The 24,158-nt window shown below is 73.6% G+C and carries 23 protein-coding genes; 7 read left to right on the top strand and 16 right to left on the bottom strand.

The genetic code is table 11. The annotated features are described in order from the left end of the window. Position 1: 1 nt before the first annotated feature. From ACFV1W_RS05975 to ACFV1W_RS05925, 11 genes are all read right to left on the bottom strand, one after another. Positions 2-1,240 carry a CynX/NimT family MFS transporter gene (locus tag ACFV1W_RS05975; protein ID WP_380413523.1) on the bottom strand — a complete coding sequence of 413 codons (1,239 nt, stop codon included), beginning with the start codon at positions 1,238-1,240 and terminating at the stop codon, positions 2-4. Between the two features lie 89 nt (positions 1,241-1,329). Further along, a complete protein-coding gene (locus ACFV1W_RS05970; protein WP_380413521.1) occupies positions 1,330-2,061 on the bottom strand; it encodes a FadR/GntR family transcriptional regulator in 732 nt (243 codons plus the stop codon). A gap of 142 nt (positions 2,062-2,203) precedes the next feature. Continuing rightward, positions 2,204-3,037 (bottom strand): HAD family hydrolase, encoded by an 834-nt coding sequence (locus ACFV1W_RS05965; RefSeq protein ID WP_380413520.1) that lies wholly within the window; start codon positions 3,035-3,037, stop codon positions 2,204-2,206. Further along, complete coding sequence (gene serS / locus ACFV1W_RS05960) at positions 3,034-4,308, bottom strand: serine--tRNA ligase (protein ID WP_380413518.1); 1,275 nt, start codon at positions 4,306-4,308, stop codon at positions 3,034-3,036. The genes ACFV1W_RS05965 and serS overlap by 4 nt, the downstream gene beginning before the upstream one ends. A gap of 529 nt (positions 4,309-4,837) precedes the next feature. Continuing rightward, positions 4,838-5,773: a prephenate dehydratase gene (gene pheA / locus ACFV1W_RS05955; protein WP_380413703.1), complete on the bottom strand. Its 936-nt coding sequence runs from the start codon at positions 5,771-5,773 to the stop codon at positions 4,838-4,840. 117 nt (positions 5,774-5,890) lie between these two features. Continuing rightward, positions 5,891-7,189, bottom strand: a complete 1,299-nt coding sequence (efeB, locus tag ACFV1W_RS05950) for an iron uptake transporter deferrochelatase/peroxidase subunit (protein ID WP_380413516.1) — start codon at positions 7,187-7,189, stop codon at positions 5,891-5,893. Then, positions 7,186-9,135 (bottom strand): FixH family protein, encoded by a 1,950-nt coding sequence (locus ACFV1W_RS05945; RefSeq protein ID WP_380413702.1) that lies wholly within the window; start codon positions 9,133-9,135, stop codon positions 7,186-7,188. The genes efeB and ACFV1W_RS05945 overlap by 4 nt, the downstream gene beginning before the upstream one ends. A 118-nt stretch (positions 9,136-9,253) precedes the next feature. Beyond that, on the bottom strand, positions 9,254-9,757 hold the full coding sequence (locus tag ACFV1W_RS05940; RefSeq protein ID WP_380413514.1) for a copper chaperone PCu(A)C: 504 nt from the start codon (positions 9,755-9,757) through the stop codon (positions 9,254-9,256). Beyond that, positions 9,754-10,431 carry an SCO family protein gene (locus tag ACFV1W_RS05935; protein WP_380413512.1) on the bottom strand — a complete coding sequence of 226 codons (678 nt, stop codon included), beginning with the start codon at positions 10,429-10,431 and terminating at the stop codon, positions 9,754-9,756. The genes ACFV1W_RS05940 and ACFV1W_RS05935 overlap by 4 nt, the downstream gene beginning before the upstream one ends. Positions 10,432-10,524: 93 nt before the next feature. Beyond that, positions 10,525-11,280 carry a YcnI family protein gene (locus ACFV1W_RS05930; protein WP_380413510.1) on the bottom strand — a complete coding sequence of 252 codons (756 nt, stop codon included), beginning with the start codon at positions 11,278-11,280 and terminating at the stop codon, positions 10,525-10,527. A 198-nt stretch (positions 11,281-11,478) separates the two neighbouring features. Continuing rightward, positions 11,479-12,306: a hypothetical protein gene (locus ACFV1W_RS05925; protein ID WP_380413509.1), complete on the bottom strand. Its 828-nt coding sequence runs from the start codon at positions 12,304-12,306 to the stop codon at positions 11,479-11,481. Between the two features lie 229 nt (positions 12,307-12,535). Here ACFV1W_RS05925 and ACFV1W_RS05920 point away from each other — a divergent pair, with 229 nt between their 5' ends. Next, positions 12,536-13,162, top strand: a complete 627-nt coding sequence (locus tag ACFV1W_RS05920; RefSeq protein WP_380413507.1) for an ATP-binding protein — start codon at positions 12,536-12,538, stop codon at positions 13,160-13,162. 70 nt (positions 13,163-13,232) lie between these two features. Here the strand turns inward: ACFV1W_RS05920 and ACFV1W_RS05915 are convergent, their stop codons facing one another. Together ACFV1W_RS05915 and ACFV1W_RS05910 are read right to left on the bottom strand one after the other, a co-directional pair. Further along, on the bottom strand, positions 13,233-13,931 hold the full coding sequence (locus tag ACFV1W_RS05915; RefSeq protein ID WP_380413506.1) for an LPXTG cell wall anchor domain-containing protein: 699 nt from the start codon (positions 13,929-13,931) through the stop codon (positions 13,233-13,235). A 97-nt stretch (positions 13,932-14,028) separates the two neighbouring features. Next, complete coding sequence (locus ACFV1W_RS05910; RefSeq protein ID WP_380413504.1) at positions 14,029-14,991, bottom strand: LAETG motif-containing sortase-dependent surface protein; 963 nt, start codon at positions 14,989-14,991, stop codon at positions 14,029-14,031. Positions 14,992-15,170: 179 nt separating this feature from the next. On the opposite strand from ACFV1W_RS05910, the gene ACFV1W_RS05905 reads away from it, so the two are divergent. Beyond that, positions 15,171-15,401 carry a hypothetical protein gene (locus tag ACFV1W_RS05905; protein ID WP_380413502.1) on the top strand — a complete coding sequence of 77 codons (231 nt, stop codon included), beginning with the start codon at positions 15,171-15,173 and terminating at the stop codon, positions 15,399-15,401. A gap of 25 nt (positions 15,402-15,426) precedes the next feature. Then, positions 15,427-16,728 carry an amidase gene (locus tag ACFV1W_RS05900; protein WP_380413500.1) on the top strand — a complete coding sequence of 434 codons (1,302 nt, stop codon included), beginning with the start codon at positions 15,427-15,429 and terminating at the stop codon, positions 16,726-16,728. On the opposite strand, the gene ACFV1W_RS05895 is transcribed toward ACFV1W_RS05900, so the two are convergent. Next, on the bottom strand, positions 16,725-17,396 hold the full coding sequence (locus tag ACFV1W_RS05895) for a TetR/AcrR family transcriptional regulator (protein ID WP_380413499.1): 672 nt from the start codon (positions 17,394-17,396) through the stop codon (positions 16,725-16,727). The genes ACFV1W_RS05900 and ACFV1W_RS05895 overlap by 4 nt on opposite strands. 164 nt (positions 17,397-17,560) lie before the next feature. Between ACFV1W_RS05895 and ACFV1W_RS05890 the strand changes: the two genes are divergently transcribed. The 3 genes from ACFV1W_RS05890 to ACFV1W_RS05880 all read left to right on the top strand — a co-directional run bounded on the left by ACFV1W_RS05890 (position 17,561) and on the right by ACFV1W_RS05880 (position 20,176). After that, complete coding sequence (locus tag ACFV1W_RS05890; RefSeq protein WP_380413497.1) at positions 17,561-18,427, top strand: alpha/beta hydrolase; 867 nt, start codon at positions 17,561-17,563, stop codon at positions 18,425-18,427. Further along, positions 18,424-19,038: a TIGR03086 family metal-binding protein gene (locus ACFV1W_RS05885; protein WP_380413496.1), complete on the top strand. Its 615-nt coding sequence runs from the start codon at positions 18,424-18,426 to the stop codon at positions 19,036-19,038. The genes ACFV1W_RS05890 and ACFV1W_RS05885 overlap by 4 nt, the downstream gene beginning before the upstream one ends. 316 nt (positions 19,039-19,354) lie before the next feature. Next, positions 19,355-20,176: an integrase gene (locus ACFV1W_RS05880; RefSeq protein WP_380413495.1), complete on the top strand. Its 822-nt coding sequence runs from the start codon at positions 19,355-19,357 to the stop codon at positions 20,174-20,176. Between the two features lie 197 nt (positions 20,177-20,373). Here ACFV1W_RS05880 and ACFV1W_RS05875 read toward each other — a convergent pair whose 3' ends face one another. Further along, positions 20,374-21,333, bottom strand: coding sequence for a pirin family protein (locus tag ACFV1W_RS05875; protein ID WP_380413493.1), 960 nt, complete (start codon positions 21,331-21,333; stop codon positions 20,374-20,376). Between the two features lie 125 nt (positions 21,334-21,458). Further along, positions 21,459-21,962: an SseB family protein gene (locus ACFV1W_RS05870; protein ID WP_380413491.1), complete on the bottom strand. Its 504-nt coding sequence runs from the start codon at positions 21,960-21,962 to the stop codon at positions 21,459-21,461. Positions 21,963-22,178: 216 nt separating this feature from the next. Between ACFV1W_RS05870 and ACFV1W_RS05865 the strand changes: the two genes are divergently transcribed. After that, positions 22,179-24,008, top strand: a complete 1,830-nt coding sequence (locus ACFV1W_RS05865) for an acyl-CoA dehydrogenase (RefSeq protein ID WP_380413489.1) — start codon at positions 22,179-22,181, stop codon at positions 24,006-24,008. The last annotated feature ends 150 nt before the right edge of the window (positions 24,009-24,158 follow it).

Below are 24,158 nucleotides of genomic sequence, written 5' to 3'. Positions count from 1 at the left end.
CCTACAGCGTCCGGTTGCGCCCCGCGCCGAAGCCCGCCGCGCCGACCACCGTGACCAGCACCAGCATCAGCACCAGGGTGGCCTCCCAGCCCCCGGTCAGCTGGTGGAGTGCGCCGGCGCCGACCGGACCGGCCGCGGCGACCAGGTAGCCGATCGCCTGGGACATCCCGCCCAGCTGGGCGGCCCCGCCCGCGGTGCCGGTGCGCAGCACGATGAACGCCAGGCCGAGGCCCAGCGAACCGCCCTGGGCCACGCCGAGGATGGCCGCCGACACCCAGGCGCCGGAGACCGGGGCGACCAGCAGCAGGGCGATGCCGAGCCCGTTCAGGACGGCCATGGTGACGGCCAGCGCGCGCTGGCTGGTCATCCGGCCGGCCATCAGCGGCACCAGGAAGGCGCCCGCGACCTGCACCAGGTTGGAGAAGGCGAAGACCAGGCCGGCCTGCCCGCGGTCCATGCCGTGGTCGGCCAGGATGGTCGGCATCCAGGCGACCAGGGTGTAGACCAGCAGCGACGAGATGCCCATGAACAGGCTGATCTGCCAGGCCAGCGGGGACTTCCAGAGGCCCTCGATCGGCTTGCCGGGCTGGGCGGCCGCGGCGACCGCGGACTTCTCCTGCCGGGAGCGCAGCACCTGCGGCAGCCAGGCCACCGCGGCGACCAGCGCGAGCAGCGACCAGGCGCCGAGCGAGGCCCGCCAGCCGCCGCCGAGCGCGTGCTCCAGCGGGACGGACGTGCCGGCGGCGAGGGTCGCGCCGACCAGCATGGTGGTCGAGTAGACGCCGGTCATGGTCGCCGCGCGGTCCGGGAACTCCCGCTTGACCAGGCCCGGCATCGACACGTTCAGCACCGCGATGGCCACGCCGATCACCACGCAGCCCGCGTACAGCGCGAACACCGAGGGCAGCACCCGCAGCAGCACGCCCGCGCCCAGCACCAGCACCGCGCCGAGGACGACGCGCTCGGCGCCGAACCGGCGGGTCAGCCGGGGGGTGAGCGGCGCGCCGACGCCCTGGAACAGCACCGGGACGGTGGTGATCAGCCCGCTCGCGGTCGCGGACAGGCCGAAGGTCCGCTGGATCTCGGCGACCATCGGCGAGACCGCGGCCAGGCAGGCGCGCATGTTCAGCGCGACCAGCACGATGCCTGCCAGCAGCAGGACGGGGTGGGCGAGCCGGGTGCGGACGGGGAGCGGGGCAGGGGTGGTGGCAACCGGCTGCTGGGCACGGGTGACGGCCATGGGGGGTGCTGTTCTTTCGTGGATCAGGGGAGACACGGACGACGGGGACGGGCGCCGGCCGCGGAACGGACGGAGCGGGGCTCGCCGTCCTACTTCCGGGCCGCGATGGCCGCGAGCAGCTGCTCGACGGCGGCGGTGGGCTCGGCGAGCAGCGCGCGACAGGCCGTCTCGGCGCGGTCCGGGTCGCCGCTCTCGATCGCGTCGACCAGCGCCTCGTGGGTGGCCACGACGGCCTCGGGCATCTCGTGGTCGCCGAAGGCGGCGGTCATCGCCTCGCGCACGGAGGCGCCGAAGTAGCGGTAGACCTCGGCCAGCGCCGGGTTGTGCGCGGCCTCGACGACGGCGGTGTGGAACTCCAGGTCGTGCTCGACGGTGGCCTCGCGGCTCGCCCGCTCGGGGTGGGCCGCGAAGACCTCGGCCTCCCGGGCCAGCGCGGCCCGCATCCGCCGGATGTCCTCGGGGGTGTGCCGCAGGGCGGCCAGCCGGGCGCCCTCGGTCTCCAGCGCGGCGCGGACCTCCAGGACGTCCCGGATGCCGGAGCGCTGGACGCCGCGCAGCACCGCCGCCGGGTCGCTGGTGGACCGTACGAAGGTGCCCTCGCCCTGCCGGGAGACCAGCATCCCGGCGTGCACCAGCACCCGGATCGCCTCCCGCACGGTGTTCCGTCCGACCTGCAGCCGCTCGGCGAGCTCGTGTTCGGTGGGGATCTGCGATCCCACGGGCCAGGCCCCGCCGGCCAGTTGCTCGCGCAGCTGGTCGATGGCGGTGTCCACCAGGGATCGCCGCCCGGCCGCCTGCAGGGTGTTGCCGTCGCCGCTCATGCCGGGCCTCCCTTCGTGCACCGCTCGTCGGTCATCGGTCATCCTACAACCGCTTGCCCGGTCATCCTACAACTGCCCCGGGCCGTGCGTGGCCGGCCGTCGCGTCGAACGTGGAGGTTCCGGGGAGTGATCCGAAAGACGCCTAGGCCCAGGTGAAGAGGCGCTCCAGGACGACGGCCACGCCGTCCTCGTCGTTGCCCGCGGTCACCTCGTCGGCGACGGCGAGCAGCTCCTCGTGGGCGCCGGCCATGGCCACGCCGTGCGCCGCCCAGCCGAACATCGGCACGTCGTTGGGCATGTCGCCGAAGGCGATGGTGTCGACGGCGCGCACGCCCAGGCGGCGGGCCGCCACGGCCAGGCCGGTGGCCTTGGACAGGCCCAGCGGCAGCAGCTCGACCACGCCGGCCCCCGCCATCACCACGCCGACCAGGTCGCCGGCGGCGCGCCGGGCGGCCTCGGCGAGGGCGTCGTCGGTCAGGCCGGGGTGCTGGATGTAGAGCTTGGCGACCGGGGAGGCGAGCAGTTCGCCGCGCTCGACCCGGACGACCGGGAGGTCGGAGCCGATCAGCAGCTCGTAGCCGGGGCCGGCCAGCACCTGCCCGTCCAGGCCGTCCTGGTTGGAGGCGATCGCCAGCGGGCCGGTCTCGGCCTCGATCTTCTCGATCGCGAGCGCGGCGAGCCGGCGGTCCAGGGTGAGCGAGGTGAGCAGCTTGTGCGCACCCGCGTCGTAGACCTGGGCGCCCTGGCCGCAGACCGCTATCCCGGTGTAGCCGATCGCGTCGAAGACCGGCCGGGCCCAGACGGCCGAGCGCCCGGTCACGATGATGTGCAGCGCGCCCGCGCCGGTGGCCGCGGCCAGGGCGGCGCGGGTGCGCTCGGAGACGGTCTCCGCGCTGGTCAGCAGCGTGCCGTCGAGGTCGGTGGCGACCAGCCGGTAGGGCAGGTCGCCACCGATCGGGTGTGCGGTCGAGGTCACTTGACCGGCTCTAGGACGGTCCGCCCCCCGAGGTAGGGCCGCAGCGCCTCGGGCACGACGACCGAGCCGTCGGCCTGCTGGTGGTTCTCCAGGATCGCCACGATGGTGCGCGGGACGGCGACCAGGGTGCCGTTCAGGGTGGCGAGCGGGCGGGTCCTGCCCTCCTCGCGCATCCGGATCGACAGGCGGCGGGCCTGGTACTCGGTGGTGTTGGAGGTCGAGGTGACCTCGCGGTACTTGCCCTGGGTCGGGATCCAGGCCTCGATGTCGAACTTGCGCGCGGCCGAGGAACCGAGGTCGCCGGAGGCGACGTCGATCACCCGGTACGGCAGCTCCAGCGCGTTGAGGAAGTCCTTCTCCCACTGGAGCAGACGGCGGTGCTCGTTCTCCGCGTCCTCGGGCGTGGTGAAGACGAACATCTCCACCTTCTCGAACTGGTGGACGCGGATGATGCCGCGGGTGTCCTTGCCGTAGGTGCCGGCCTCCCGGCGGAAGCAGGACGAGTAGCCGGCGTAGCGCAGCGGCAGCTTGTCGGCCTCGATGATCTCGTCCATGTGGTACGCCGCGAGCGGGACCTCGCTGGTGCCGACGAGGTACTTGTCCTCCTCGGGGAGGTGGTACACGTTCTCGGCGGCCTGGCCGAGGAAGCCGGTGCCGTCCATGGCGGCCGGGCGGACCAGGGCCGGGGTGATCATCGGGATGAAGCCGGCCGCGGTGGCCTGGGCGATCGCCATGTTGACCAGGGCGAGCTCCAGCAGCGCGCCGGGACCGGTCAGGTAGTAGGAGCGGGCACCGGCGACCTTGGCGCCGCGCTCGGTGTCGATCGCGCCCAGCAGCTGGCCGAGCTCGACGTGGTCGCGGGGCTCGAAGCCCTCGGCGGCGAAGTCGCGCGGGGTGCCGATCTCCTCCAGGGTGACGAAGTCCTCCTCGCCGCCGACCGGGGCGGCCGGGTCGATGAGGTTCGCCAGGGAGCGGAGCAGGCGGTCCGCCTCCTCCTTGGCCGCGCTCTGCTCGGCGTCCGCGGCCTTGACCTCGGCGGCCAGTTCCTTGGTGCGCTGCAGCAGGGCGGTCTTCTCCTCGCCCTTGGCCTGGGCGACCTGCTTGCCGAGCACCCGCTGCTCGTTGCGCAGTTCGTCGAAGCGGCTGCCCGAGGACCGGCGTCGCTCGTCGGCGGAGAGGAGGGCGTCGACCACGTCGACGTCCTCGCCACGGACGCGCTGCGAGGCGCGCACTCGGTCAGGGTCCTCACGGAGCAGGCGAAGGTCAATCACAGGGCCAAGCGTACCGGGCGGGCGTTCCTCCACCGGTACCGGATTTCTCCTGGGGATAACTCACCGGAACCTGTGGATAACCCTTGTGGGGAATCCGCCGGGTCCGGGCCGGAGGCGGGTTATCCACAGGCTCGGGGCCGGGGTTGTGGACGGCGGGGGAGGATCGGCCTCCGCGCGACGAAGCCAAGGAATTGAGGTTTCAAACCTCAATCAACCTTCTCGGGTGAGGGAATTGATGCACTCGCCCGGGTGATTTGCAGGCAAGCGGGTGACTCTGGTCCGATTAGTCATCTCTGCGACGCAAACCGATGATCCGACCTGTTCTGGGCAATGGCTATACCGGTTTGTCGACTCATCCCCAGGCCTGTGGATAACTTCCGGCTGTGGACAGCGTGTGGACGGCGGGGAGGCCTGTGGACAGCGGCCCCCGGAGTCGGACGTTCCTGTGGATGACGGTCCGGTCACCCGCCGCACTTGATCAGTCCGGTCGATAACGGTCGGAAAAGGCCAGAGGGACGGGAGAAGGCGCTCAGATGTCCCCGCGCCCGTCGAGCGCCCGGGAGAGCCAGTCCGCCGCCGCCGTGAAATCCTCGTCCGACGTCCCCGGCCGCCGGTGCTTGGACACCTGCCGGTCGGCGCGCGGATAGGAGCCGAGGAACCGCACCTGCGGACAGATCCGCTTGAGCCCCATCATCGCCTCGGCCACCCGCCGCTCGGACAGGTGCCCCTCGCAGTCGATCAGGAAGCAGTAGCTGCCCAGCCCCTCCCCGGTCGGCCGGGACTCGATCCGCATCAGGTTCACCCCGCGCACCGCGAACTCCTGCAGCAGCTCCAGCAGCGCACCCGGGTGGTCGTCCGGCAGCCAGACCACCATCGAGGTCTTGTCCGCCCCGGTCGGCGAGGAGACCCGCCCCGGCCGGCCGACCAGCACGAACCGGGTGGTCGCGCCGTGCGCGTCGGCGATCTCCTTGACCAGCGGGTCCAGCCCGTAGATCGGCGCCGCGAACTCGCCCGCGAACGCCCCGTCGTACCGGCCCTCGGCGACCAGCCGGGCGCCGTCCGCGTTCGAGGCCGCCGACTCCCAGGTGGCGTCCGGCAGGTTGGCCGCCAGCCACTTGCGCACCTGGGGCTGGGCCACCGGGTGGCTGGTCACCGTCTTCACCCCGGACAGCTCGGTGCCCGGCCGCACCAGCAGCGCGAAGGTGATCGGCAGCAGTACCTCTCGGTAGATCATCAGCGGCGCGCCGGCGGCCAGTTCGTCGTTGGTCGCGGTGACCGCGCCCTCGACCGAGTTCTCGATCGGCACGAATGCCCCGGCGGCCTCCCCGCCGCGCACCGCGTCCAGCGCCAGCGCCACCGAGGACAGCGGCACCAGCTCCCGGGTCGCCGCCTCGGGCAGCGTGTGCAGCGCCGCCTCGGTGAAGGTGCCGGCCGGGCCGAGATAGGTGTAGCGGGTGGCCGACATGACGCCTCCGTTGCGGATGGTGTGGTGCATGGGCGGGGTGGTGCCGAAGCAGTCACCATAACGATTCCGCGCTCCCGGCAGGAAAGCGTTCCAGTGGCCGGGACCGCTCCTGCCGGTCTACCCCTCCAGCAGCTGCTGGCCGAGGTATCCTCCGGCCGGCACCCCCGGCGGCACGGCGTACAGCCCGCTCGCCTCGTGCCGCAGGAAGCGGGACAGCCCGTCCGCCCGGGAGAGCTTGCGCTGCACCGGCGTGAAGCCCCTGCGCGGGTCGGCCTGGAAGGCGAGGAAGAGCAGCCCGGCGTCCGGAGAGCCGTCCGGCAGCGTCCCGTCGTGGTACGAGAAGCCGCGCCGCAGCATCGCCGCCCCGCCGTTGCCCGCCGGGGCCGCGACCCGGATGTGGGCGTCGGAGGGGATCGCCAGGCCGCCGTCCGGCCCCTGCGCCGAGAGGTCCACCGCGGTGCCCTCGCCCGACCCGGCCGGTGCGCTCAGCGGCGAACCGTCCGACTTGCGCCGCCCGATCACCCGCTCCTGGCGGTCCACCGGCAGTGCCTCCCAGTGGTCCAGCAGCATCCGGATCCGCCGGAACACCAGGTACGAGCCCCCGGCCAGCCAGGCCGGCTGGTCCCCGCCGGCGGTGCAGAACACCTTGGCGGCGAAGCCCTCCCCGCCTCGCTCGGGATTGTTGGTGCCGTCGATCTGCCCCATCAGGTTGCGACCGGTCATCGGCCGCGCGGTCGCGCCCGGGGTGCGGGCGAAGCCGGCCGACTGCCAGCGCGGCGCCGCCGTACCGGCCGCCAGCCTCTGCAGCGTCCGCAGGGCGTGCACCGCCACCAGCGCGTCGTCGGCGCCGATCTGGACGAACAGGTCGCCCTCGCCGCGGGCCGGGTCCAGCGCGTCGCCGGGGAAGGCGGGCAGCGGTTCGAGGGCGGCCGGGCGGCGGTCGGCCAGCCCGGCCCGGTCGAACAGCGTGGTGCCGAAGCCGAGGGTGACGGTGAGCGAGCAGGGTCCGGCGTCCAGCGCGACCTGGTTGTCGAACTCCTCGGCCGGCTCCCCGGCGGTCAGCCGGTCGACGGCCCTGGTCCAGCGTTGCAGCAGGGTGCGCAGCCCGTCCCGGCCGACGCCGTCCGCCAGGTCGAAGGCGGCCAGCCGGACACCGGCCTGCTGGGGTTCGAGGATCCCCGCCTGGTGCTCGCCGCGGAACGGCACCCGGCCGGTGCCGAGCGCGGCGCCGCCCGCCGTCCCGCCGCCCGCCGTCGCGCCGTCCGCCGGGCCGCCGTAGGCCACCGCCCCGGCCGCCCCGGCCCCGGCGCCGACCAGCAGTCCGGCGCCGGCCGTGCCGAGCAGCGCCCGGCGGGTGACGCCCGCCCGGCCCTTGCCCGTGTCCTCCACCGTGTCCGCCTCCTCCACCGCGCTCACCCGATCTTGAACTGCTGGGTCGGGGTCGTCTGGTCGATGTCGGAGGAGCGGATCTGCACCGAGACCACCCAGGTGCCGGCCAGCGGCAGCTGCGCGGTGCCGCTCCAGCGGCCGGTGCCCGCCGGGGTGAGCGCGACCGGCAGCGGGCCGAGGTCGCGGTCCGGCAGGGTGAAGGCGAGCTGCACCTCGGGGACGTCCACCGGCTTGCCGTCCGTGCCGTCCAGCGCGAGCCCGACCTCGTTCGGGCCGGTCGCGGCCGGGGAGAGGGTCACGGTCGCGGTGCCCTTGGCGTTCGGCGTCCGGCCCTTGGTGTCGTACGGCAGCTTGAGCTCCACCGTGCGGCCCGGTTCGGTCTTCGGGGCCGCGGGGGCCGCGGGGGCCGCGTTCCCGGTGCCCGCGGTGGTCCCGGCCGCCTTGACCTCACCCGCCACCCGCCCGGGCGGGGAGTTGGTGAGCATCGTGGTGACCACCAGCACCGCCACCGCGACCAGCGCCTCGACCAGCACCGAACGGCGCAGCCCGGCCCGGGTCGGGGTCAGCCCGCGCTCGCGCCCGGCACTCGCCGCGGCGGCCCGCTGGCGGTCCAGCTGCGCCTGCCGCACCGGGTCCTCGCTGCGCGCCGCGGCGCCGACCGGTTCGGGCACCTCGGTCCGCTCGACCTCGGCCGCCTCGGCGGGGGCCGAGCGCAGCCGGGCCAGCCAGCTGCGGGAGATCCAGGCGACGCCCAGCATCACGACCACGCAGCCGCTCTTCACCAGCAGCAGCTTCCCGTACTCGGTGCCGGTCAGCGCGCCCCAGCTGCCCAGGCCCCGCCAGGACTGGTAGATCCCGGTGGCGGCCAGCGCGGCCACCGAGCCGAAGGCGACCTTGGAGAAGCGGTCCACCACCTCGGCGCCGACGCCCTCGCGCAGCGCGACCAGCAGCGAGGCCAGGCCGCCCAGCCAGAGCGCCATCGCGATCAGGTGCAGGATGCCGAACGGCAGCGCCAGCCAGACCTGGATGCCCACCGAGGCGTGGTCGGCGCCCACCCAGGTCGCGGAGAGCGCCACCGCGAGCACCAGCCCGGCCACGCCCAGGCCGAGCCGGACCTCGCGCTGCGGGCGCTCGGCGGCCCGCTGCTCCAGCGCGCGCAGCTCGGCGGCCTCGGCGTCGGTGTCCTCGTCCTCCGCAGGGGCCGCGGGGGCGGGCTTCGGCGGCTGCCCCAGCTGGCCGACCAGCAGCGACAGGAAGATCCCGGCCGCGGCGAGCAGCAGCAGCCGGGCGGCCAGTGCGGTGCCGATCCGCTCGTCCAGGGTGGCGCGCACCAGCGACAGGTCGAGGGCCTGCCCGACGCCCGTGCCGCGCTCGTACGGGCCGCGCAGCATCAGCACCGCGACGGTCGACGCCAGCAGCGCCGTCCAGCCGGTCATCAGCAGCCGCTGCACCGGGCGCCGGGTGGCGCCGGCCGGCCAGCAGACCAGCACGAAGGCGGCGACCCCGGCGAGCAGTGCGAAGGCCGCGTAGGCGACGGTGCGCCCGGTCCCGTACAGGGCGGCGACCACGGTGTCCGCCTCGGCGCCCTGCAGTGCGGTGGTGGACACCGAGGTGTCCGAGGGCGCGCCGATGGAGAAGGTGAACGCTCCGCCGACGGGGTGGGAGTCCTCCGAGACGGCCCGCCAGGCGACGGTGTACGTGCCGTTGGCGAGTCCGCTGTTCAGGCCGACCCGGGCGGTGTCGCCCCTGCCGTCGGCGTGCGCCGGATTGCCGGTGTCCACGGGTTTGCCGGCCGGGTCGAGCACCCGGACGGAGTCGCTGGACAGCGAGACCGTCTCGCTGAAGGTCAGGGTGACCGCCTGGGGGGCGGTGGCGACCACCGAGTTCTGCGCCGGGTCGGTGGAGTCCAGGGTGGCGTGCGCGGAGGCCGGGCCGGCACCGGCGAGCATCAGCGCGAGCAGCGCGCCGAGCATGCCGAGCAGCCCGACGGCCCTGCGGCGCCGGGCGATCCGGTGCCGGGCGTTCCGGTGCCGGGCGTTCCGGGGGCCGGCGCTCCGGAGGTGGGCGGCCTTCTCCATGCGGGCGGGTCCCCTAACTCTGGCCTGGACGGTAGGTGAGCTCCTTGACCGGAACCTTGACGGAGATGGTGCCGGACTTGGCGAAGGTCAGGTCGAGCTCCAGCTCGTCGCCCAGGGCGGGGGCCTTCTGCCAATCCATGATCATCAGGTGGGTGCCGCCACGGGCGAGCTGCAGCGCGCCGTGCGCGGGCACGTCCAGGCTGTTCACCTGCTCCATGGTCGATGAGGTCGAGCGGTGCATGGTGACCGACCCGGCGGCCGGGCTGGACACCTTGACCAACTGGTCCGGCCCGCCGTCGTTGCGCACGGTCAGGTAGCCGGCGCCCATCCCGCCCGCCGGGGGCAGCGGGATGTAGGGGTCGGCCACGCTCAGCTTCGCCGGTCCGGCGTCGGCGGCCGCGGCGCCGTCCTGGCCGCCGGTCCCGCAGGCGGCGAGCATCGCCCCGCCGCCGAGGACCGTCGCCAGCACCGCGCCGGCCAGGGCCGAGCGGCGGAAGCGGCGGTTCTCCGCCGTCACGCCGCCACGCCCTTGGCGAGCAGCGGCAGGTCGTGCTCGTAGGTCTTCTCCTCGGTGCCGCTCATGTAGAGCACGTGCGCCTTGTCGTCCGAGGGGAGGAAGGCGAGCACCTGCGCGCCGTGGGTCGAGGTGACGGTGCCGTCCGCGTTGACCACCGGGTCCTCGATCATGATGCCGAGCGACCGGGCGGCGGTCTTCACCTTGGCCAGGTCGCCGGTGAGGCCTATGAAGTCGGTGCCCATCGAGTCCAGCCAGGTGCGCAGCACCTTGGGGGTGTCGCGCTGCGGGTCGGTGGAGACGAAGACGACGTTGATCTTCTTCCGGTCCTCCGGGGACAGCGCCTTCATCGCGACGCCGATGTCGCCCATGGTCGTCGGGCAGACGTCCGGGCAGCTGGTGTAGCCGAAGAACAGCAGGGTGGCCCTGCCGTTGGTCTGCTGCCGCAGGTCGTACGGCTGGCCGGAGGTGTCGGTCAGCTGGAGGTCGGGCTTCTCGAAGTTCTTGGCCAGCTTGGTGCCCTGGTACGGGCTGTCGTCCTTCTGCTGGGTGACCTTCGCGGCGGTCGGGCCGCCGCCGGAGGACCCGCAGGCGGAGAGGGTGAGCGCGGCGGCCAGGGCGAGGGCGGCCGCGCCGGCCAGGCGGGTGGTGCGGGTGGAACGGGTGGTGCGGAGCATGGTGGATCCGATCGGGCGCGGGAGGACCACCGGCGGGGCCGTACCGGTTCACGTACGGGCGCGGGTACCGGTACGGCCCCGCCGGTGCGGGGGTCAGGAGGCGGAGCCGCTGTTCCTGCGGCGCAGGCCGAGCACGCCGACGGCGGTGCCGATCACGCCGACCACGATGCCCACCACGCCGAGGGTGCGGGCGGTGTCGTCGCTGGACTCGGCGCCGCCGTCGGAGGCGGCGTGGTCGGAGCTGTCGCCGTGGGCACCGGCGGCCGGGGAGGCGGAGGCGGTGACGCCGTGGCCGTCACCGGAGGCGGCCTTGGTGAGCTTCAGGGTCGGCGCCGGGTGGGCCGGCTCGGGCTGGCCGGCCTGGGCCTCGTCGATCCAGCGGACGACGTCGCCGTTGTCGTAGGTCTGCAGGGCCTTGAACACCATGCTGTCGGCGTCGGTCGGCAGCGGGCCGAGCGACAGCTTGAACTCCTGGAACTGGCCGGGGGCGACCTTGGTCCCGGCGTCGGCGGTCCAGGTGATCTTGGAGACGGCCTCGTTGACGTCGCTCCCGTGCACCTTGATCGGCTTGTCGAGCTTGGACTTCTCGACGGTCGAGGTCCAGCCCGGCATCGGCACGGTCCGGACCGAGGCCAGCGGGTGGTCCAGCGGCAGGTTGACCTCCAGCTTCACCGTGCTCGCCGTGTCGCTCTCGTCCGGCACCTGGAAGTTGACCGTCGCGTAGCCGCCCTGGGCGGCCGAGCCCGGGTTGACGGTGACGTGCGCGAAGGCCGGCCCGGCCAGCGCCACCACGGAGGCGGCGGCGGTCACGGCGACGGCGGCGGTGCGGCGGGTGGGGAGGGAACGCATGTTGGGGGGTCTCCGATCGGAGCTCGGCGGCCGGCCGGACCGGGCGACGGGGAACCGTGCCTCGGCGGCGCCGCACGTGCGGACGTGTGAGGGCAGAGCCGTGGGCCGCCGTCGCCGTGGGCGGACGGGAACGGCCCGGACACCGCGCACCTCACCGGTTCGGCCGCCACCGCTCGACGGGTACGGCGGAACACCGGATCAGTACGCGAAGGCCCCGCACGGCGGACCGCGCCGCACCACGCTGTGCCGCAGCACCGCGCTCGCGGGCAGCCGGCCGTCGCCGCCACCCGCGCCGCACCGACGGGCCGGACCGGCCACGCCGAACAGACCGCGCAGCAGCGCGGCCACCAGCACCAGCGCCGACCGCAGCGGCGCCGCCCAGTGCTCCCGGGCCGCCGACGCGGCCACCCGCACGAGCCGCCACAGCGCCGCCTCCCCGCGCCGCAGCCACCAGCCCGCCACCAGCGCGGCGGCCAGGTGCCCGGCCAGCATCGACGGCGTCATCCCCAGCACGCCGCCCTGCCACCACGGCGCGGCGGCGTACGCGTGCGGATCCAGGCCCGCCGAGGAGACCAGCTGCTCCGGGGAGGTGCCGCCGGGCAGGCCGATCAGCGTGCCCGGACGGGCCTCGTTGCAGATCAGCCGACCGGCCGCCTGCGGCAAGGACATCGAGCCGTGCCGCATGTCGGAGCCGCCGAAACCGTGGCCGCTGAAACCGTGGAAGAGGCAGTGCAGTCCGAGCTGCCCCGCGCCGAGCGCCCCGGCGATGGCCGCCAGCGAACGCTCCCGCCCGCCGCACGCCACCGCGAGCACCAGCACCGCGGCGAAACCCGTCGCCAGCGCGGCCGGCGGCACGTTCCCGCCACCGGCCAGGGCGTGCCCGGCCGCCGCTATCAGCGTGCAGACCAGCGCGAACGGGACCGCCCGGGCAAGCCGTAGGTCCCAGGCGGCACCCACCGGCCGAGCCGGCTGCGTCGAATCAACGACGGGGGTGCCCCGGAACGGGGCGGCGGGGAGGGCAGTCATGGCCGGGCCATCATCTCATCGCGTACACCGCGGACACGGGCAGGGTGGGAAATCCCTACGAATGCACCGTTCGGCGGCGGCGTGCATCCCACCCCGTGCGCCCTTCGGCACAGACGCCGTCCCCAGTCCATCCGCCGAACGGGCGGTAGCCGCCCCCGGGCACGGTTCGCCGCCGATTCGCCCGGAGATACCTAGTTGTATGTGGAGCCGCAGCCAGGAGGGACCTCCCGTGGACATCTGGTGGACTCTGCACCTCAAGCGCGACCCGGCCAGCGTCCCGCTGGCCCGGCGCATCCTGCTCGGTGCCATGGCGACCGCGGGCGTCGACCCGCAGATCGCCGACGACCTCGGCGTCGCCCTCACCGAGGCCTGCGCCAACGCCGTCGAACACGGCGCCACCGGCCGGCCCGACGACGGCTTCCAGGTCACCGCCTCGATCAACGGTGACCGGCTGCGGATCGAGGTCACCGACTCCGGCCCCGGCCTGCCCGCCGCCGGCGCCCCGCCCGCCGTCCGCCGCCCGGCCACCGCGGCCCCGGCCGGCCGCGCGCCCCGCCGGCACCGCCGCGGACGCGCCACCGTCCCGGCCCGCGTCCTCGCCGCCCACCGGCCCCGCCGCGACGGCCACCCGTACGACACCCACGTCCTCCCCTCCCGCCCCCCGGCCCCCACCCTCCGCCCGGTCGACCTCGACGCCCTCCCCGACCTCACCGCCGAATCCGGCCGCGGCCTCTTCCTCATCCACGCCCTCACCGACCACGTCCAGCTCCGCAACCACCCCCTCCGGGGGGCCATCGTGAGCTTCGACAAGATCCTCAAGTGGCAGGACGACGCCCTCCTGCGGGCGGCTTCGTAGGGCTTTCGTAGGGCTGGGGGCGGCGCCGCGCGGGCGTTGGGGCGCGCGCAAGGGGCGGGCGGTGCCGGGGTCAGTCGGTGAGGGGGCGGCGGCGGGTGACGAGGAGGAGGGCGGCGCCGAGGAGGAGCGCGGTGGTGCCGGCGATGGCGAGGGGGCGGGTGGCGGTACCGGCGCCGGTGTCGGCGAGGTGGGTGGGGGCCGGAAGGCGGTCGGTGGGGGTGAGCGGGATGGTGTAGGTGGCGGCGAGCTGGGGGCAGGTGTACTTCTTCGCGGGGGCGGAGCCGCTCGGGAGGACCTCGGACTTGGCGGTGAAGGTGAGGCGGTGGTCGCCGTGCGGGGCTCCGCCGGCGAGCCGTACCCGGAGGGTGAGCCGCTGGCCCTGGGGGAGCTGGTAGCTGCCGGCGTTGACCGGGGTGCCGGTGACGGTGAGGGGCTTCCAGGCGCCGGACCCGGCGCGCAGTTCGACGGGGAGGCCGGCACCGTCCGCGGAGGCGACGGTGGTCGCGAGCTGCTTGACCGTGGCGGTGGCGGGGTTGGTGAAGGTGACGGCGAGTTCGCCCGCATCGTCGCTGCTGCTGGTGACCGGTATCGGGTCGGCGGTCGTGCCCTCCGGGCACTCGGCCCCGGGGGAGCCGGTGGCCGTCGAGGTGGCCGAGGGGGGCCCGGTGGGGGTGGCGTCGGCGGCGAGCGCGGGGGCCGTGGCGAGGGCGACCGGACCGATGGTGAGCACGAGCAGGGTGCAGGCGGCGGGGAGGCGGGCGGGACGCATCGGTGGGCTCCAGCGGTGGGGTCGGGGTTCGCTCTCCGGGAAGACCACCGAGGGGCCCGAACGGTTGTCCGCGCCCCTCGGTTCATCTGTCGGACGGTCAGCCGTGCGCGCCCGCCTTGCGGCGGCGCAGGACGAACAGGGTACCGGCGCCCGCCGCCAGCACCACCGCGCCGCCCAGGGCGATCGGCAGGGTGTTGGAGGAGGAGCCCGTCTCGGCCAGGTGCGGGCCGGCCGACGGCGAGGCGGAGACCGCGGCGGCGGGGACGGCGGCGGGGGTGGAGGGGCCGCCGGCCGGGGTCGATCCGGCGTCGACCACCTTGAAGAAGTCGTCGACGCGGTAGTCGCCGTTGAAGGCCACGCAGCGGCCGTTGGTGTCGGCGCCCGGCACGTCCTTGGCCTCGAAGGCCTCGGAGGTGCCGCTCAGCTGGGCGAAGTAGCGGGCGGTGAGGGCCTTGTCGGTGGCCGCGAGACGCACCTGGAGGGTGAGCTTCCCGCCCTTGGCGATCGCGTACTTGCCGAGGTCCACCTTCAGATAGGTCATGCTCCCGGTGACGGCGCCCGCCTCGGGCGTCTTCCAGTCCCCGCCGGGCAGCTTCACCTGGATGTTGAAGGACTCCTTGCCCCAGGTGACAGGGTTGGTCACGGGCTCGGTCTCCGACACGTCGGTGAAGAAGAAGTAGGTGTCCACCTTCTTGAGGTCGACACCGGTGGTGTTCTCGAAGGTCACTGTGGCCTCCTGGGCCTGACCGCCCTTGGCAAGGGTGGTGTTGGCGAGGCCGGTGCCGGTGACCTTGAGGGGCTGCAGCACGTAGTTCTGGCAGTGGCCGCCGCTGGGAGTGGGGACCGGAGGGGTGGGCAGGTTCGTCGGCTTGGCCGTGGCCGTGGCCGTGGCCGTGGCCGTGGCCGTGGCCGTCGGAGCGGGGGTGCTCGGGGTGGCGGTGGCGGTGGGGCTCGGGGTGGCGGTGGCGATCCCGACGGCGCCGGCGGTGGCCGCGCCGGCCGTGGCGCCTATGGTGAGCGCCACCAGGGTCGAGGCGGCGAGAAGACGGGAAGAGCGCACGCTGAAGGCTCCATCTATGGGCGAAATGCGGTTGATTTCGGGCGACTTGGGCTTCTGGGAAGGCCGTCGGCACCGGTTCGGCTGCGTACCCTACCGGGGTGCGGTGGCCGGGTTCCGACCGGGGACCGCGCCCGTCGGTTCCGGTTGCCGGGAGTGCCGGGCGGTCGGACGATGGGGGCATGATGCACCAGATGCGAGCCGAGTACGGGGCCGACGGGGAGGCCGGCGGGGTGCGGTTGTGGCACATGGTCCGGGGGGTGCAGAGCGTGGCGATGTGCGGTCGGGAACTCGACCCGGGGGCGCAGGTGCGGGAGGCGGTGGACTGGGGGAAGACCCCGGAGCTGTGCTGCCACACCTGCGGGGCGTACTTCCTGCGTGAGACGCCGTACCTGTCGGCCGAGCACCAGTGAACGGCCGGGCGCTACGGTGCTCGGTATGGACGAACCCCTGGTGCGAGCAAGGTCGTTGACTCGCGAGGCCGCCGGGCTGCGAGCCGGTTCACCAGGGTTGCCCGAGCACGTCGAGCGCTTCTGCGCGCTGGTCGAGCGGGTGGACCCGCTGCTCCACGCCTTCGTGGCGGAGCCCGGGCGGCACGACCGACTGCTGGCGCGGGCACGGGAGTTGACCGCGCGGTACCCCGAGCCGGCCGGACGGCCGCCGCTGTACGGGGTGCCGGTGGGGGTCAAGGACATCGTGCACGTGGACGGGCTGCCCACGCACGGCGGCTCCGCCCTGCCGCCGGGGGTGCTGGCGGGCCCGCAGGCCGTGGTGGTGGACCGGCTGCTGGCGGCGGGGGCGATGGTCGCGGGCAAGACGGTGACCGCCGAGTTCGCCGCGAGCGCCCCGGGCCCGACCCGCAATCCGCACCACCCGGGGCACACCCCGGGCGGTTCCAGCAGCGGGTCGGCGGCGGCGGTCGCGGCCGGGCTGGTGCCGCTGGCGATCGGCACCCAGACGGTCGGTTCGGTGATCCGCCCGGCCGCGTACTGCGGGGTGGTGGGCTTCCGGCCGACGTACGGGCGGATCCCGATCACGGGGGTTATCCCGAACGCGCCGAGCTTCGACACCCTGGGCGTGTTCACCGCCGACCTGGCGGGCGCGGCGTTGGCGGCCCCGCTGCTGTGCGACGGCTGGCGGGAGGCGGAGCCCGGCCCGGAGCCGGTGCTCGGGGTGCCGGACGGCCCGTACCTGGAGCGGGCCGAACCGGCCGCGCTGCGCGCCTTCGAGGAGCGGGTGGCGCGGTTCGAGCGGGCCGGGCTGGCGGTGCGCAGGGTGGCGCTGTTCCCCGACTTCGCCGAGGTCACCCGGCAGTTGCAGATCGTCAACCGGTTCGAGCTGGCCCGCAGTCACGCCGACTGGTTCGCCTGGTTCGGCGGCCTGTACCGGCCGGAGACGGCGGCGGGCATCCGGGTCGGCCAGGGTGTCGCGGCGGAGGACCGCGAGGCCGCGCTGGGCTTCCGGGAGCGGCTGCGCGAGCGGGTGGCCGGAGCGGCCGCGGCGGCCGGGGTGGACCTGTGGCTGGCGCCGTCCGCGCCGGGCGGGGCGCCGGAGGGGCTGCACAGCACCGGGGACGCGGTGATGTCGCTGCCGTGGAGCTACCTCGGCCTGCCCGCGCTGAGCCTCCCCGCCGGGCGGACCCCGGACGGGCTGCCGCTCGGCCTCCAGGTGGTCGGCGTGGCGGGGGAGGACGAACGGCTGCTGGCCCGAGCTGCCTTGCTGGAAGGTCTGTTGACCTAGACGGGGCGTGACTGACAATTCCCGCCGGGCGCGAGCGCCGGGTCGGCCGGGTCGGTGGCCCCGGCGCGCAGCAGGCGGAGCAGGAGGCGGCCGGCCCGCTGGTAGGGGACGTCCTCCTCGTGCAGCACGGCCTGCGAGTTGGCCGTCTCCAGGACCGCGATCAGTGCGAAGGCGAGGTCGTCGAGGTCGGTGTCGGAGCGCAGGGTGCCGGCCGCGCGGGCGTCGGTGAGGGCCTCGACGATCGTCCCGTGCCACTCCCGGGCGCAGTCGGCCAGGGCGTCCCGGACGGCGCCGGGACGGGCGTCGAACTCGGCGGTGACCTCGTAGAAGAAGCAGCCGCCGGGGAAGACCCGGGCCCGTGAGTAGGCGAGCCAGCTCTCGCAGAGCGCGCGGGCCCTGGCGAGGCCGGGCGGGGTGTCGGCGACCGGGACGACGACGGCGTCGGCGAAGATCCGGCGGGCGGCGCGGACGGTGGCGAGCTGCAGTTCCTCCTTGGAGCCGAAGCCGGCGAACACGCCGCTCTTGCTGAGCCCGAGGTCGGTGGCGAGGCGGCCGATGGACAGCGCGTCCAGGCCCTCGACGGAGGCGACCGCGACGGCCCGGCGCAGGACGGCACGGCGGGTCTCCTCACCGCGCAGGACGCGTCCGTCGGTGGTCGGTCCGGCCATCGTGCGCCCTCGTTCCTTCTCGCGGTGGATGCGGCCCAGGGTAGTGCCCGGGCCGTGGGCGGCCCTGAAAACTGCACGAACGATCGTGCTAATATCTCGCCCGAGCGAGGCTGCCGAGCGAGGCGCGCACGGCGATGCCAGGGAGCGCAGAGCAGGGAGACCCGATGGACCCGGCCCAGGCACTGATCCGCACCACCCTCAACTCGACCGCCCGGATCGCCCCGGGCCTGGCCGGGCGGGCGGCCTTCGAGCTCTTCCGGAGCCCGCTGCGGCGCAGTCGGGTCCGTCCCGCCGAGCGGGAGATCCACCGGCAGGCCGTCCGCGAACGGCTGGAGGTCCACGGCAAGTCCGTCGTCGGCTACCGCTGGGGCGGCGGTGAGCGGCCCGTCCTGCTGCTGCACGGCTGGCGCTCCCGGGCCTCCCGCTTCGCGCCCTTCGTCCCCGGACTGCGCGCTCTCGGCCTCAGCGTGGTCGGCTTCGACGCGCCGGGCCACGGCGACTCCGGCGGCCGCAGCACCAGCGTGCTGGAGCACCGCGAACTCGCGCTCCGGCTCCAGGACCGGTACGGGCCGTTCGAGGCGGTGATCGCGCACTCGCTGGGCGTCTGCGCGGCCTTCGGCGCACTGGGCGACGGGCTGCGGGCGGGCCGGCTGGCGGCCGTCTCCGGGGTGTCCGAGGTCGGCTTCTTCCCGGCCGCCTTCTGTGCCGGACTCGGTCTGGACGCCATCGTCGAGCGGGCGCTTCGGGAGCGGATCGAGCAGGGCCTGTTCGCCGGGGACGCCGGGGCCTGGGACCGCTACGACGCGGCGGGTCGGGCCGGGGCGATCGGGCTGCCGATCCTGGTGCTGCACGACGAGGGCGACGGCGTGGTGCCGCTCGGGCAGGCACAGCGGTTGAAGCGGGCGTACGGGGAGCAGCTGGACCTGGTGGTCACCCAGGGGCTCGGCCACCGCAGGATCATCGGGGAACCGGCTGTCGTTGATCAGGTGATCGGATTCATTTCCGCAGGACTGGGGGTCACTGCCGCATGAAGCTCGTCGAACTGCACGCGCAGGCGATGGAACTGGCCGTCGAGGTGGTGGACGCCGTCCGGCCGGAGCAGTTGGACCGACCCACCCCGTGCGCCGGGTGGACGCTGCGCCGGCTGCTGGAGCACTGCGTGGGCCAGCACCGGGGCTTCGCCGCGGCCGCCCGTGGCGCCGGGCCGGACCCGGCGCTGTTCGCGGACGCGACGCTCGGGGCGGATCCGGCGGAGGACTTCCGGCGCACCGGCGCCGACCTCGTCGCCGCCTTCCGGGAGGCGGCCGTCACCGATCGGGCGCTCTGGCTGCCCGAGATCCGCGACGGCGGCCCGTTCCCGCTCGCCCAGGCGGTCGGTTTCCACCTGGTGGACACCCTGGTGCACGGCTGGGACGTCGCCGCGGCGCTCGGCGGCGCGGACCGGCTGGTCGCGGCGGTGGACGGCGACGACGCCCTGGCCGCCGCGCTGCTGACGGTGAGCGAAGCCGTCCCGAACACGCCGGAGGCGCGGGCGCCCGGCCGGGCCTTCCGCCCGGGCCTCGAAGCCGGCGGCGGCGCCGGCCGGTTCGACCGCGCCCTGGCGCTGCTCGGCCGCGACCCGGCCTGGAAGGCCGGGCCCTAACGGTCGCGCCGCTCGTCCGGGAAGCGCGGTCCGCCGATCAGGTAGAACAGCGCGGCGGTCGGAAAGCCGAGCGAGGCGGCGACCAACACGATGAACTGCCAGAACATCGTCATCATCAGCTCCTCGTCAGTCCCGGGCCGTTCGGGCACCCGAAGGGGGCCCCAAACCCGACCGGCGCTGATTGACCGAATCGGGTGGTCGCTATCCGACGGTATGGCCGAATCACCGCCGCTGCCACCGGACACCGCGCCCCGGCCCGCGCCGCACCGGCGCACGGGTCTGGGCGCGGGCCGGGGGCGGCGGCCACACTGTCGGGATGCAGCTACAGCTCGCAGGGGAAGCACGGCGGCCTGACCGCGAGAGCGAGGACTTCGCGGCGGCCTCGCCGGAGGCGCTGGTCCTGCTGGACGGCGCCGGTTCGCCGGTCGGCCTGGAGTCCGGGTGCCGGCACGGAACGGCCTGGTACGTCCGGCGCCTGGGCGTGCACCTGCTCGCCCGGCTCACCGACCGGGCGGACCGGTCGATCGCCGAGTGCCTGGCCGACGCCATCGTGGAGACGGCCGCGCTGCACGGCGGCCGCTGCGACCTCGGCCACTCGAACACGCCCGCGGCGATGGTGGTCGCGGCCCGGCGGCACGGCGATTCCCTGGAGTACCTGGTGCTCGGCGACTCGCTGCTGGTGCTGGAGTTCAAGGACGGGCCGCCCAAGGTGATCGGCGACAACCAGCGCTTCCCCGGCGGGGAGGGGCTGCGCCGCCAGGTCTGGGCGACCGTCCCCGGCTCGGCCGAGCGGGCCGCGCTGCACCTGGAGTACGCGCTGGCGGTGCGCGCCGCCCGCAACCGGGGCACCGGCCCGTGGATCGCCGCCGCCAGTCCGCGGGCGGCCGAGCACGCCGAGACGGGCTTCGTGCCGCTGGAGCGGCTGCACGCGCTGGCCGCCCTCACCGACGGCGCCTCGCGCTACACCGAGCGCTTCGGGATGGGCAGTTGGGGCGACGTGCTGCGGCTGCTCGCCGAGTCCGGCCCGGGCGAGCTGATCGCCCAGGTCCGCGAGGTGGAGCGGGCGGACGCCGCCTGCGAGCGCTGGCCGCGCGGCAAGACCCACGACGACGCCTCCGCCGTCTACGCGCTGCTGTAGGCGGCGGAGGCTCCGGTCGGTCGGAGAGCCGTGGGATCAGCGGTTCTGGCCCCAGACGAAGCTGGAGGGGTCGCCGCGCGCAGGGAGCAAGTGCGGATCAGTCAAGGCAAGATACTGCCTGAGAAGCGAGCGATGCCCGTGTGAGCCCGTCTCGGGTCGAGACGGGCTCACACGGGCAGTTTCGTTGTAGGAGGCAACTATCGGGCGTCGGTGGGGATGGTGCCGAGGCGGCCGGCCTGGAAGTCCTCCATGGCCTGCTGGAGCTCGCGGTGGCTGTTCATGACGAACGGGCCGTACCAGGCGACGGGTTCGCGGATCGGCAGGCCGCCGAGGAGGACGACCTCCAGGTTGGCGCTGCGGGAGTCCTGGTTCTCGTCGGCGCGGATGGTGAGGGAGTCGCCGTCGCCGAAGACGACCGCCTGGCCCATCCCGAACGGGCGGCGTTCGGCGCCGGCCGAGCCGGTGCCGGCCAGGCCGTAGGCGAGGGCGTTGAAGTCGGCGCGCCAGGGCAGGGTGATCTGGGCGCCGGGGTTGATCGAGGCGTGGATCATCGTGATCGGGGTGTGGGTCGCGCCCGGTCCCTGGTGGCCGTCGATCTCGCCGGCGATCACGCGGAGCAGGGCGCCGCCGTCCTGGGAGCTGAGCAGCTTGACGCTGCCGCCGCGGATGTCCTGGTACTTGGGGGCGATCATCTTGTCCGAGGCGGGCAGGTTGACCCACAGCTGGAGGCCGTGGAACAGGCCGCCGGACATCACCAGGGACTCCGGCGGGGTCTCGATGTGCAGCAGGCCGGAGCCGGCCGTCATCCACTGGGTGTCGCCGTCGGTGATGACGCCGCCGCCACCGTGCGAGTCCTGGTGGATGAACGTTCCGTCGATGATGTAGGTGACCGTCTCGAAGCCGCGGTGCGGGTGCCAGGGGGTGCCCTTGGGCTCGCCGGCCGCGTAGTCCACCTCACCCATCTGGTCCATCATGATGAACGGGTCGAGGTACTTGGTGTTGATCTTGGCGAAGGCGCGACGGACGGGGAAGCCCTCGCCCTCGTAGCCCTCGGGGGCGGTGGCGACGGTCAGCACCGGCCGGGCGTTCGCGACGGCCGGGTCCGGCGTGGTCACGCGCGGGAGGGTCAGCGGGTTGTCGACGGTCACGGCGGGCATGTCGGCCTCCTTCGAGGGGGGTTCTCTGGCCTACGTCCACGAGGTTAGTTCAATTCTCAACAACAAGCAAGTTGAAATTTGAACTATGTGGAGACGGAGGAGCGCGACTCCTCGCTCCGGGGTGGCTATCCGTACATCCGGCGCATGGTGAAGTCGACCATCTGCTCGACCGCCTTGGCGTCGAACACCATCCGGTGCTCGCCCTCCATGTCCAGGGCGAAGCCGTAGCCGGTCGGCAGCAGGTCCAGCACCTCGGCCCCGGTGACGGTGAAGTGCTTGGAGTCCTTGCCTGCGTAGCGGCGCAGCTCCTTGAGCGAGCTGAACATCGGGATCACCGGTGTCGGGGTGTTGTGCAGCGCCAGGAAGCCGGGGCGGTCGCCGCGCGGGCAGTGCACCTTCGAGGTGATGAAGATGGCCTGGAAGTCCTCGACCGCCATCGAGCCCGTGGTGAACGCCCGGACCGCGTCCGCCAGGGACGGCGGGGAGGGTTCCGGGTAGAGGGACTGCTGGGGCGCCTGCCCCTGCGCGCCGTAGGCGTCCGGTCCGGGCATGCCGTTCATGCCCGGCTGCGGACCCGCCTGCTGCTGGTAGGGGTCACCCGGGTATGCGTTCTGGTCATATCCGTACACACGGACAGGCTAGCGGGAGCGCACCCGCCCGCGCTGGCGTCGATCCTGACAAGGAGTGGTCGTCCCGGCTTGTGGGACGTGACCACGTTCATAGCGGATTCACCGTCGGGGGCTTGCCCAAGTTACCGCTGGGTAGCATCATGATGCCTACTGGTGGGTACGGGACGCCCGAAACGCGGCGGTCACCCGGAAGCGACGAACCGGAGAAAACAGGCCATGGGTCACTACAAGTCCAACCTGCGGGACGTGGAGTTCAACCTCTTCGAGGTGTTCGGTCGCGACCAGGTGTACGGCACCGGGCCGTTCGCGGACATGGACGTCGAGACCGCGAAGAACATCCTGAGCGAGATCGCCCGCCTCGCCGAGAACGACCTCGCCGCGTCCTTCGCCGACACCGACCGCAACCCGCCGGTGTTCGACCCGGAGACCAACACCGCGCCGATCCCGGCCGCCTTCAAGAAGAGCTACCAGACCTTCATGGACGCCGAGTGGTGGCGCCTGGGCATCCCGGAGTCGATCGGCGGCCAGGTCACCCCGAACTCGCTGATCTGGGCCTTCGCCGAGCAGATCCTGGGCTCCAACCCGGCCGTCTGGATGTACTCCTCCGGCCCGGCCTTCGCCGGCGTCATCGCCGAGGAGGGCACCGAGGAGCAGCTGAAGGTCGCCCAGCGGATGACCGACCGCCTGTGGGGCTCCACCATGGTCCTCACCGAGCCCGACGCGGGCTCCGACGTGGGCGCCGGCCGCACCAAGGCGATCAAGCAGGAGGACGGCTCCTGGCACATCGAGGGTGTGAAGCGCTTCATCACCTCGGGCGAGCACGACATGTCCGAGAACATCATCCACATGGTGCTGGCCCGCCCCGAGGGCGGTAAGCCGGGCACCAAGGGCCTCGGCCTCTTCATCGTCCCGAAGTTCGACTTCGACTGGGAGACCGGCGAGCTCGGCGAGCGCAACGGCGTCTACGCCACCAACGTCGAGCACAAGATGGGCCTCAAGGCCTCGAACACCTGCGAGATGACCTTCGGCGCCAAGCACCCGGCCAAGGGCTGGCTGCTCGGCGAGACCGTCGACGGCATCCGCCAGATGTTCAAGATCATCGAATTCGCCCGCATGATGGTCGGCACGAAGGCCATCGCCACCCTCTCCACCGGCTACCTGAACGCCCTGGAGTACGCCAAGGAGCGCGTGCAGGGTGCCGACATCTCGCAGTTCCTGGACAAGACCGCCCCGCGCGTCACCATCACCCACCACCCGGACGTGCGCCGCTCGCTGCTGACCCAGAAGGCCTACGCCGAGGGCATGCGCGCGCTGGTGCTGTTCACCGCGTCCGTCCAGGACGACATGCTGGCCGCCAAGCTCCGCGGCGAGCGCGACGAGGCCGCCGAGCGCCTCAACGACCTGCTCCTGCCGATCGTCAAGGGCTACGGCTCGGAGAAGTCCTACGAGCAGCTCGCCCAGTCCCTGCAGACCTTCGGTGGCTCCGGCTACCTGCAGGAGTACCCGATCGAGCAGTACATCCGCGACGCCAAGATCGACACCCTCTACGAGGGCACCACGGCGATCCAGGGCCAGGACTTCTTCTTCCGCAAGATCGTCAAGGACGGCGGCCAGGCGCTGGCCGCGCTGTCCGAGCAGATCCAGAAGTTCCTCGCCTCCGCCGAGGGCGGCGACGCCCTGGCCGCCGAGCGCGAGCTGCTCGCCAAGGCCGCCGGCGACCTGGAGGCCATCGTCGGCAAGCTGATCGCCGACCTGACCTCGGTCGAGCAGGACGTCAAGAACATGTACAAGGTGGGCCTCAACACCACCCGCCTGCTGATGGTCTCCGGCGACGTCGTCGTCGGCTGGCTGCTGCTGCGCCAGGCCGCGGTGGCCCTGGCCAAGCTGGAGGCCGGCGCCTCCGAGAAGGACGTGCCCTTCTACCAGGGCAAGGTCGCGGCGGCCCGCTTCTTCGCCAAGAACATCCTGCCGACCATCGCTCCGCAGCGGGCGATCGCCGAGGGCATCGACAACGAGATCATGGAGCTGGCGGAGGAGGCCTTCTAAGGCCTGCCCACCCGTCGCCCGCCACCCCCCTCTCGGGGAGCACCGCGCGCGGCACCTCTCTGACCGCCTGACGAAACCCTCACACCGAAGGGCCCGGCTGCCACCGGGCCCTTCGGTGTTTCCGCCGTCTCCGCCATCTCCGCCGTCTCC

This window comes from Kitasatospora sp. NPDC059648, assembly GCF_042734825.1.
Lineage (GTDB): Bacteria > Actinomycetota > Actinomycetes > Streptomycetales > Streptomycetaceae > Kitasatospora.
Note: the sequence above shows the minus strand (reverse complement) of the source record. Positions and strands in the feature narration are given on the sequence as shown.

Coding starts and splice junctions, on each gene's coding strand:
- ACFV1W_RS05875 (WP_380413493.1), bottom strand. CDS start 21,333: ATGCCCGCCGTGACCGTCGACAACCCGCTGACCCTCCCGCGCGTGACC.
- ACFV1W_RS05915 (WP_380413506.1), bottom strand. CDS start 13,931: ATGCGTCCCGCCCGCCTCCCCGCCGCCTGCACCCTGCTCGTGCTCACC.
- ACFV1W_RS05895 (WP_380413499.1), bottom strand. CDS start 17,396: ATGGCCGGACCGACCACCGACGGACGCGTCCTGCGCGGTGAGGAGACC.
- ACFV1W_RS05925 (WP_380413509.1), bottom strand. CDS start 12,306: ATGACTGCCCTCCCCGCCGCCCCGTTCCGGGGCACCCCCGTCGTTGAT.
- ACFV1W_RS05890 (WP_380413497.1), top strand. CDS start 17,561: ATGGACCCGGCCCAGGCACTGATCCGCACCACCCTCAACTCGACCGCC.
- pheA (WP_380413703.1), bottom strand. CDS start 5,773: ATGTCGGCCACCCGCTACACCTATCTCGGCCCGGCCGGCACCTTCACC.
- ACFV1W_RS05865 (WP_380413489.1), top strand. CDS start 22,179: ATGGGTCACTACAAGTCCAACCTGCGGGACGTGGAGTTCAACCTCTTC.
- ACFV1W_RS05905 (WP_380413502.1), top strand. CDS start 15,171: ATGATGCACCAGATGCGAGCCGAGTACGGGGCCGACGGGGAGGCCGGC.
- ACFV1W_RS05930 (WP_380413510.1), bottom strand. CDS start 11,280: ATGCGTTCCCTCCCCACCCGCCGCACCGCCGCCGTCGCCGTGACCGCC.
- ACFV1W_RS05945 (WP_380413702.1), bottom strand. CDS start 9,135: ATGCTCGGCGCGCTGCTCGCGCTGATGCTCGCCGGTGCCGGCCCGGCC.
- ACFV1W_RS05975 (WP_380413523.1), bottom strand. CDS start 1,240: ATGGCCGTCACCCGTGCCCAGCAGCCGGTTGCCACCACCCCTGCCCCG.
- ACFV1W_RS05885 (WP_380413496.1), top strand. CDS start 18,424: ATGAAGCTCGTCGAACTGCACGCGCAGGCGATGGAACTGGCCGTCGAG.
- ACFV1W_RS05900 (WP_380413500.1), top strand. CDS start 15,427: ATGGACGAACCCCTGGTGCGAGCAAGGTCGTTGACTCGCGAGGCCGCC.
- ACFV1W_RS05935 (WP_380413512.1), bottom strand. CDS start 10,431: ATGCTCCGCACCACCCGTTCCACCCGCACCACCCGCCTGGCCGGCGCG.
- ACFV1W_RS05880 (WP_380413495.1), top strand. CDS start 19,355: ATGCAGCTACAGCTCGCAGGGGAAGCACGGCGGCCTGACCGCGAGAGC.
- ACFV1W_RS05970 (WP_380413521.1), bottom strand. CDS start 2,061: ATGAGCGGCGACGGCAACACCCTGCAGGCGGCCGGGCGGCGATCCCTG.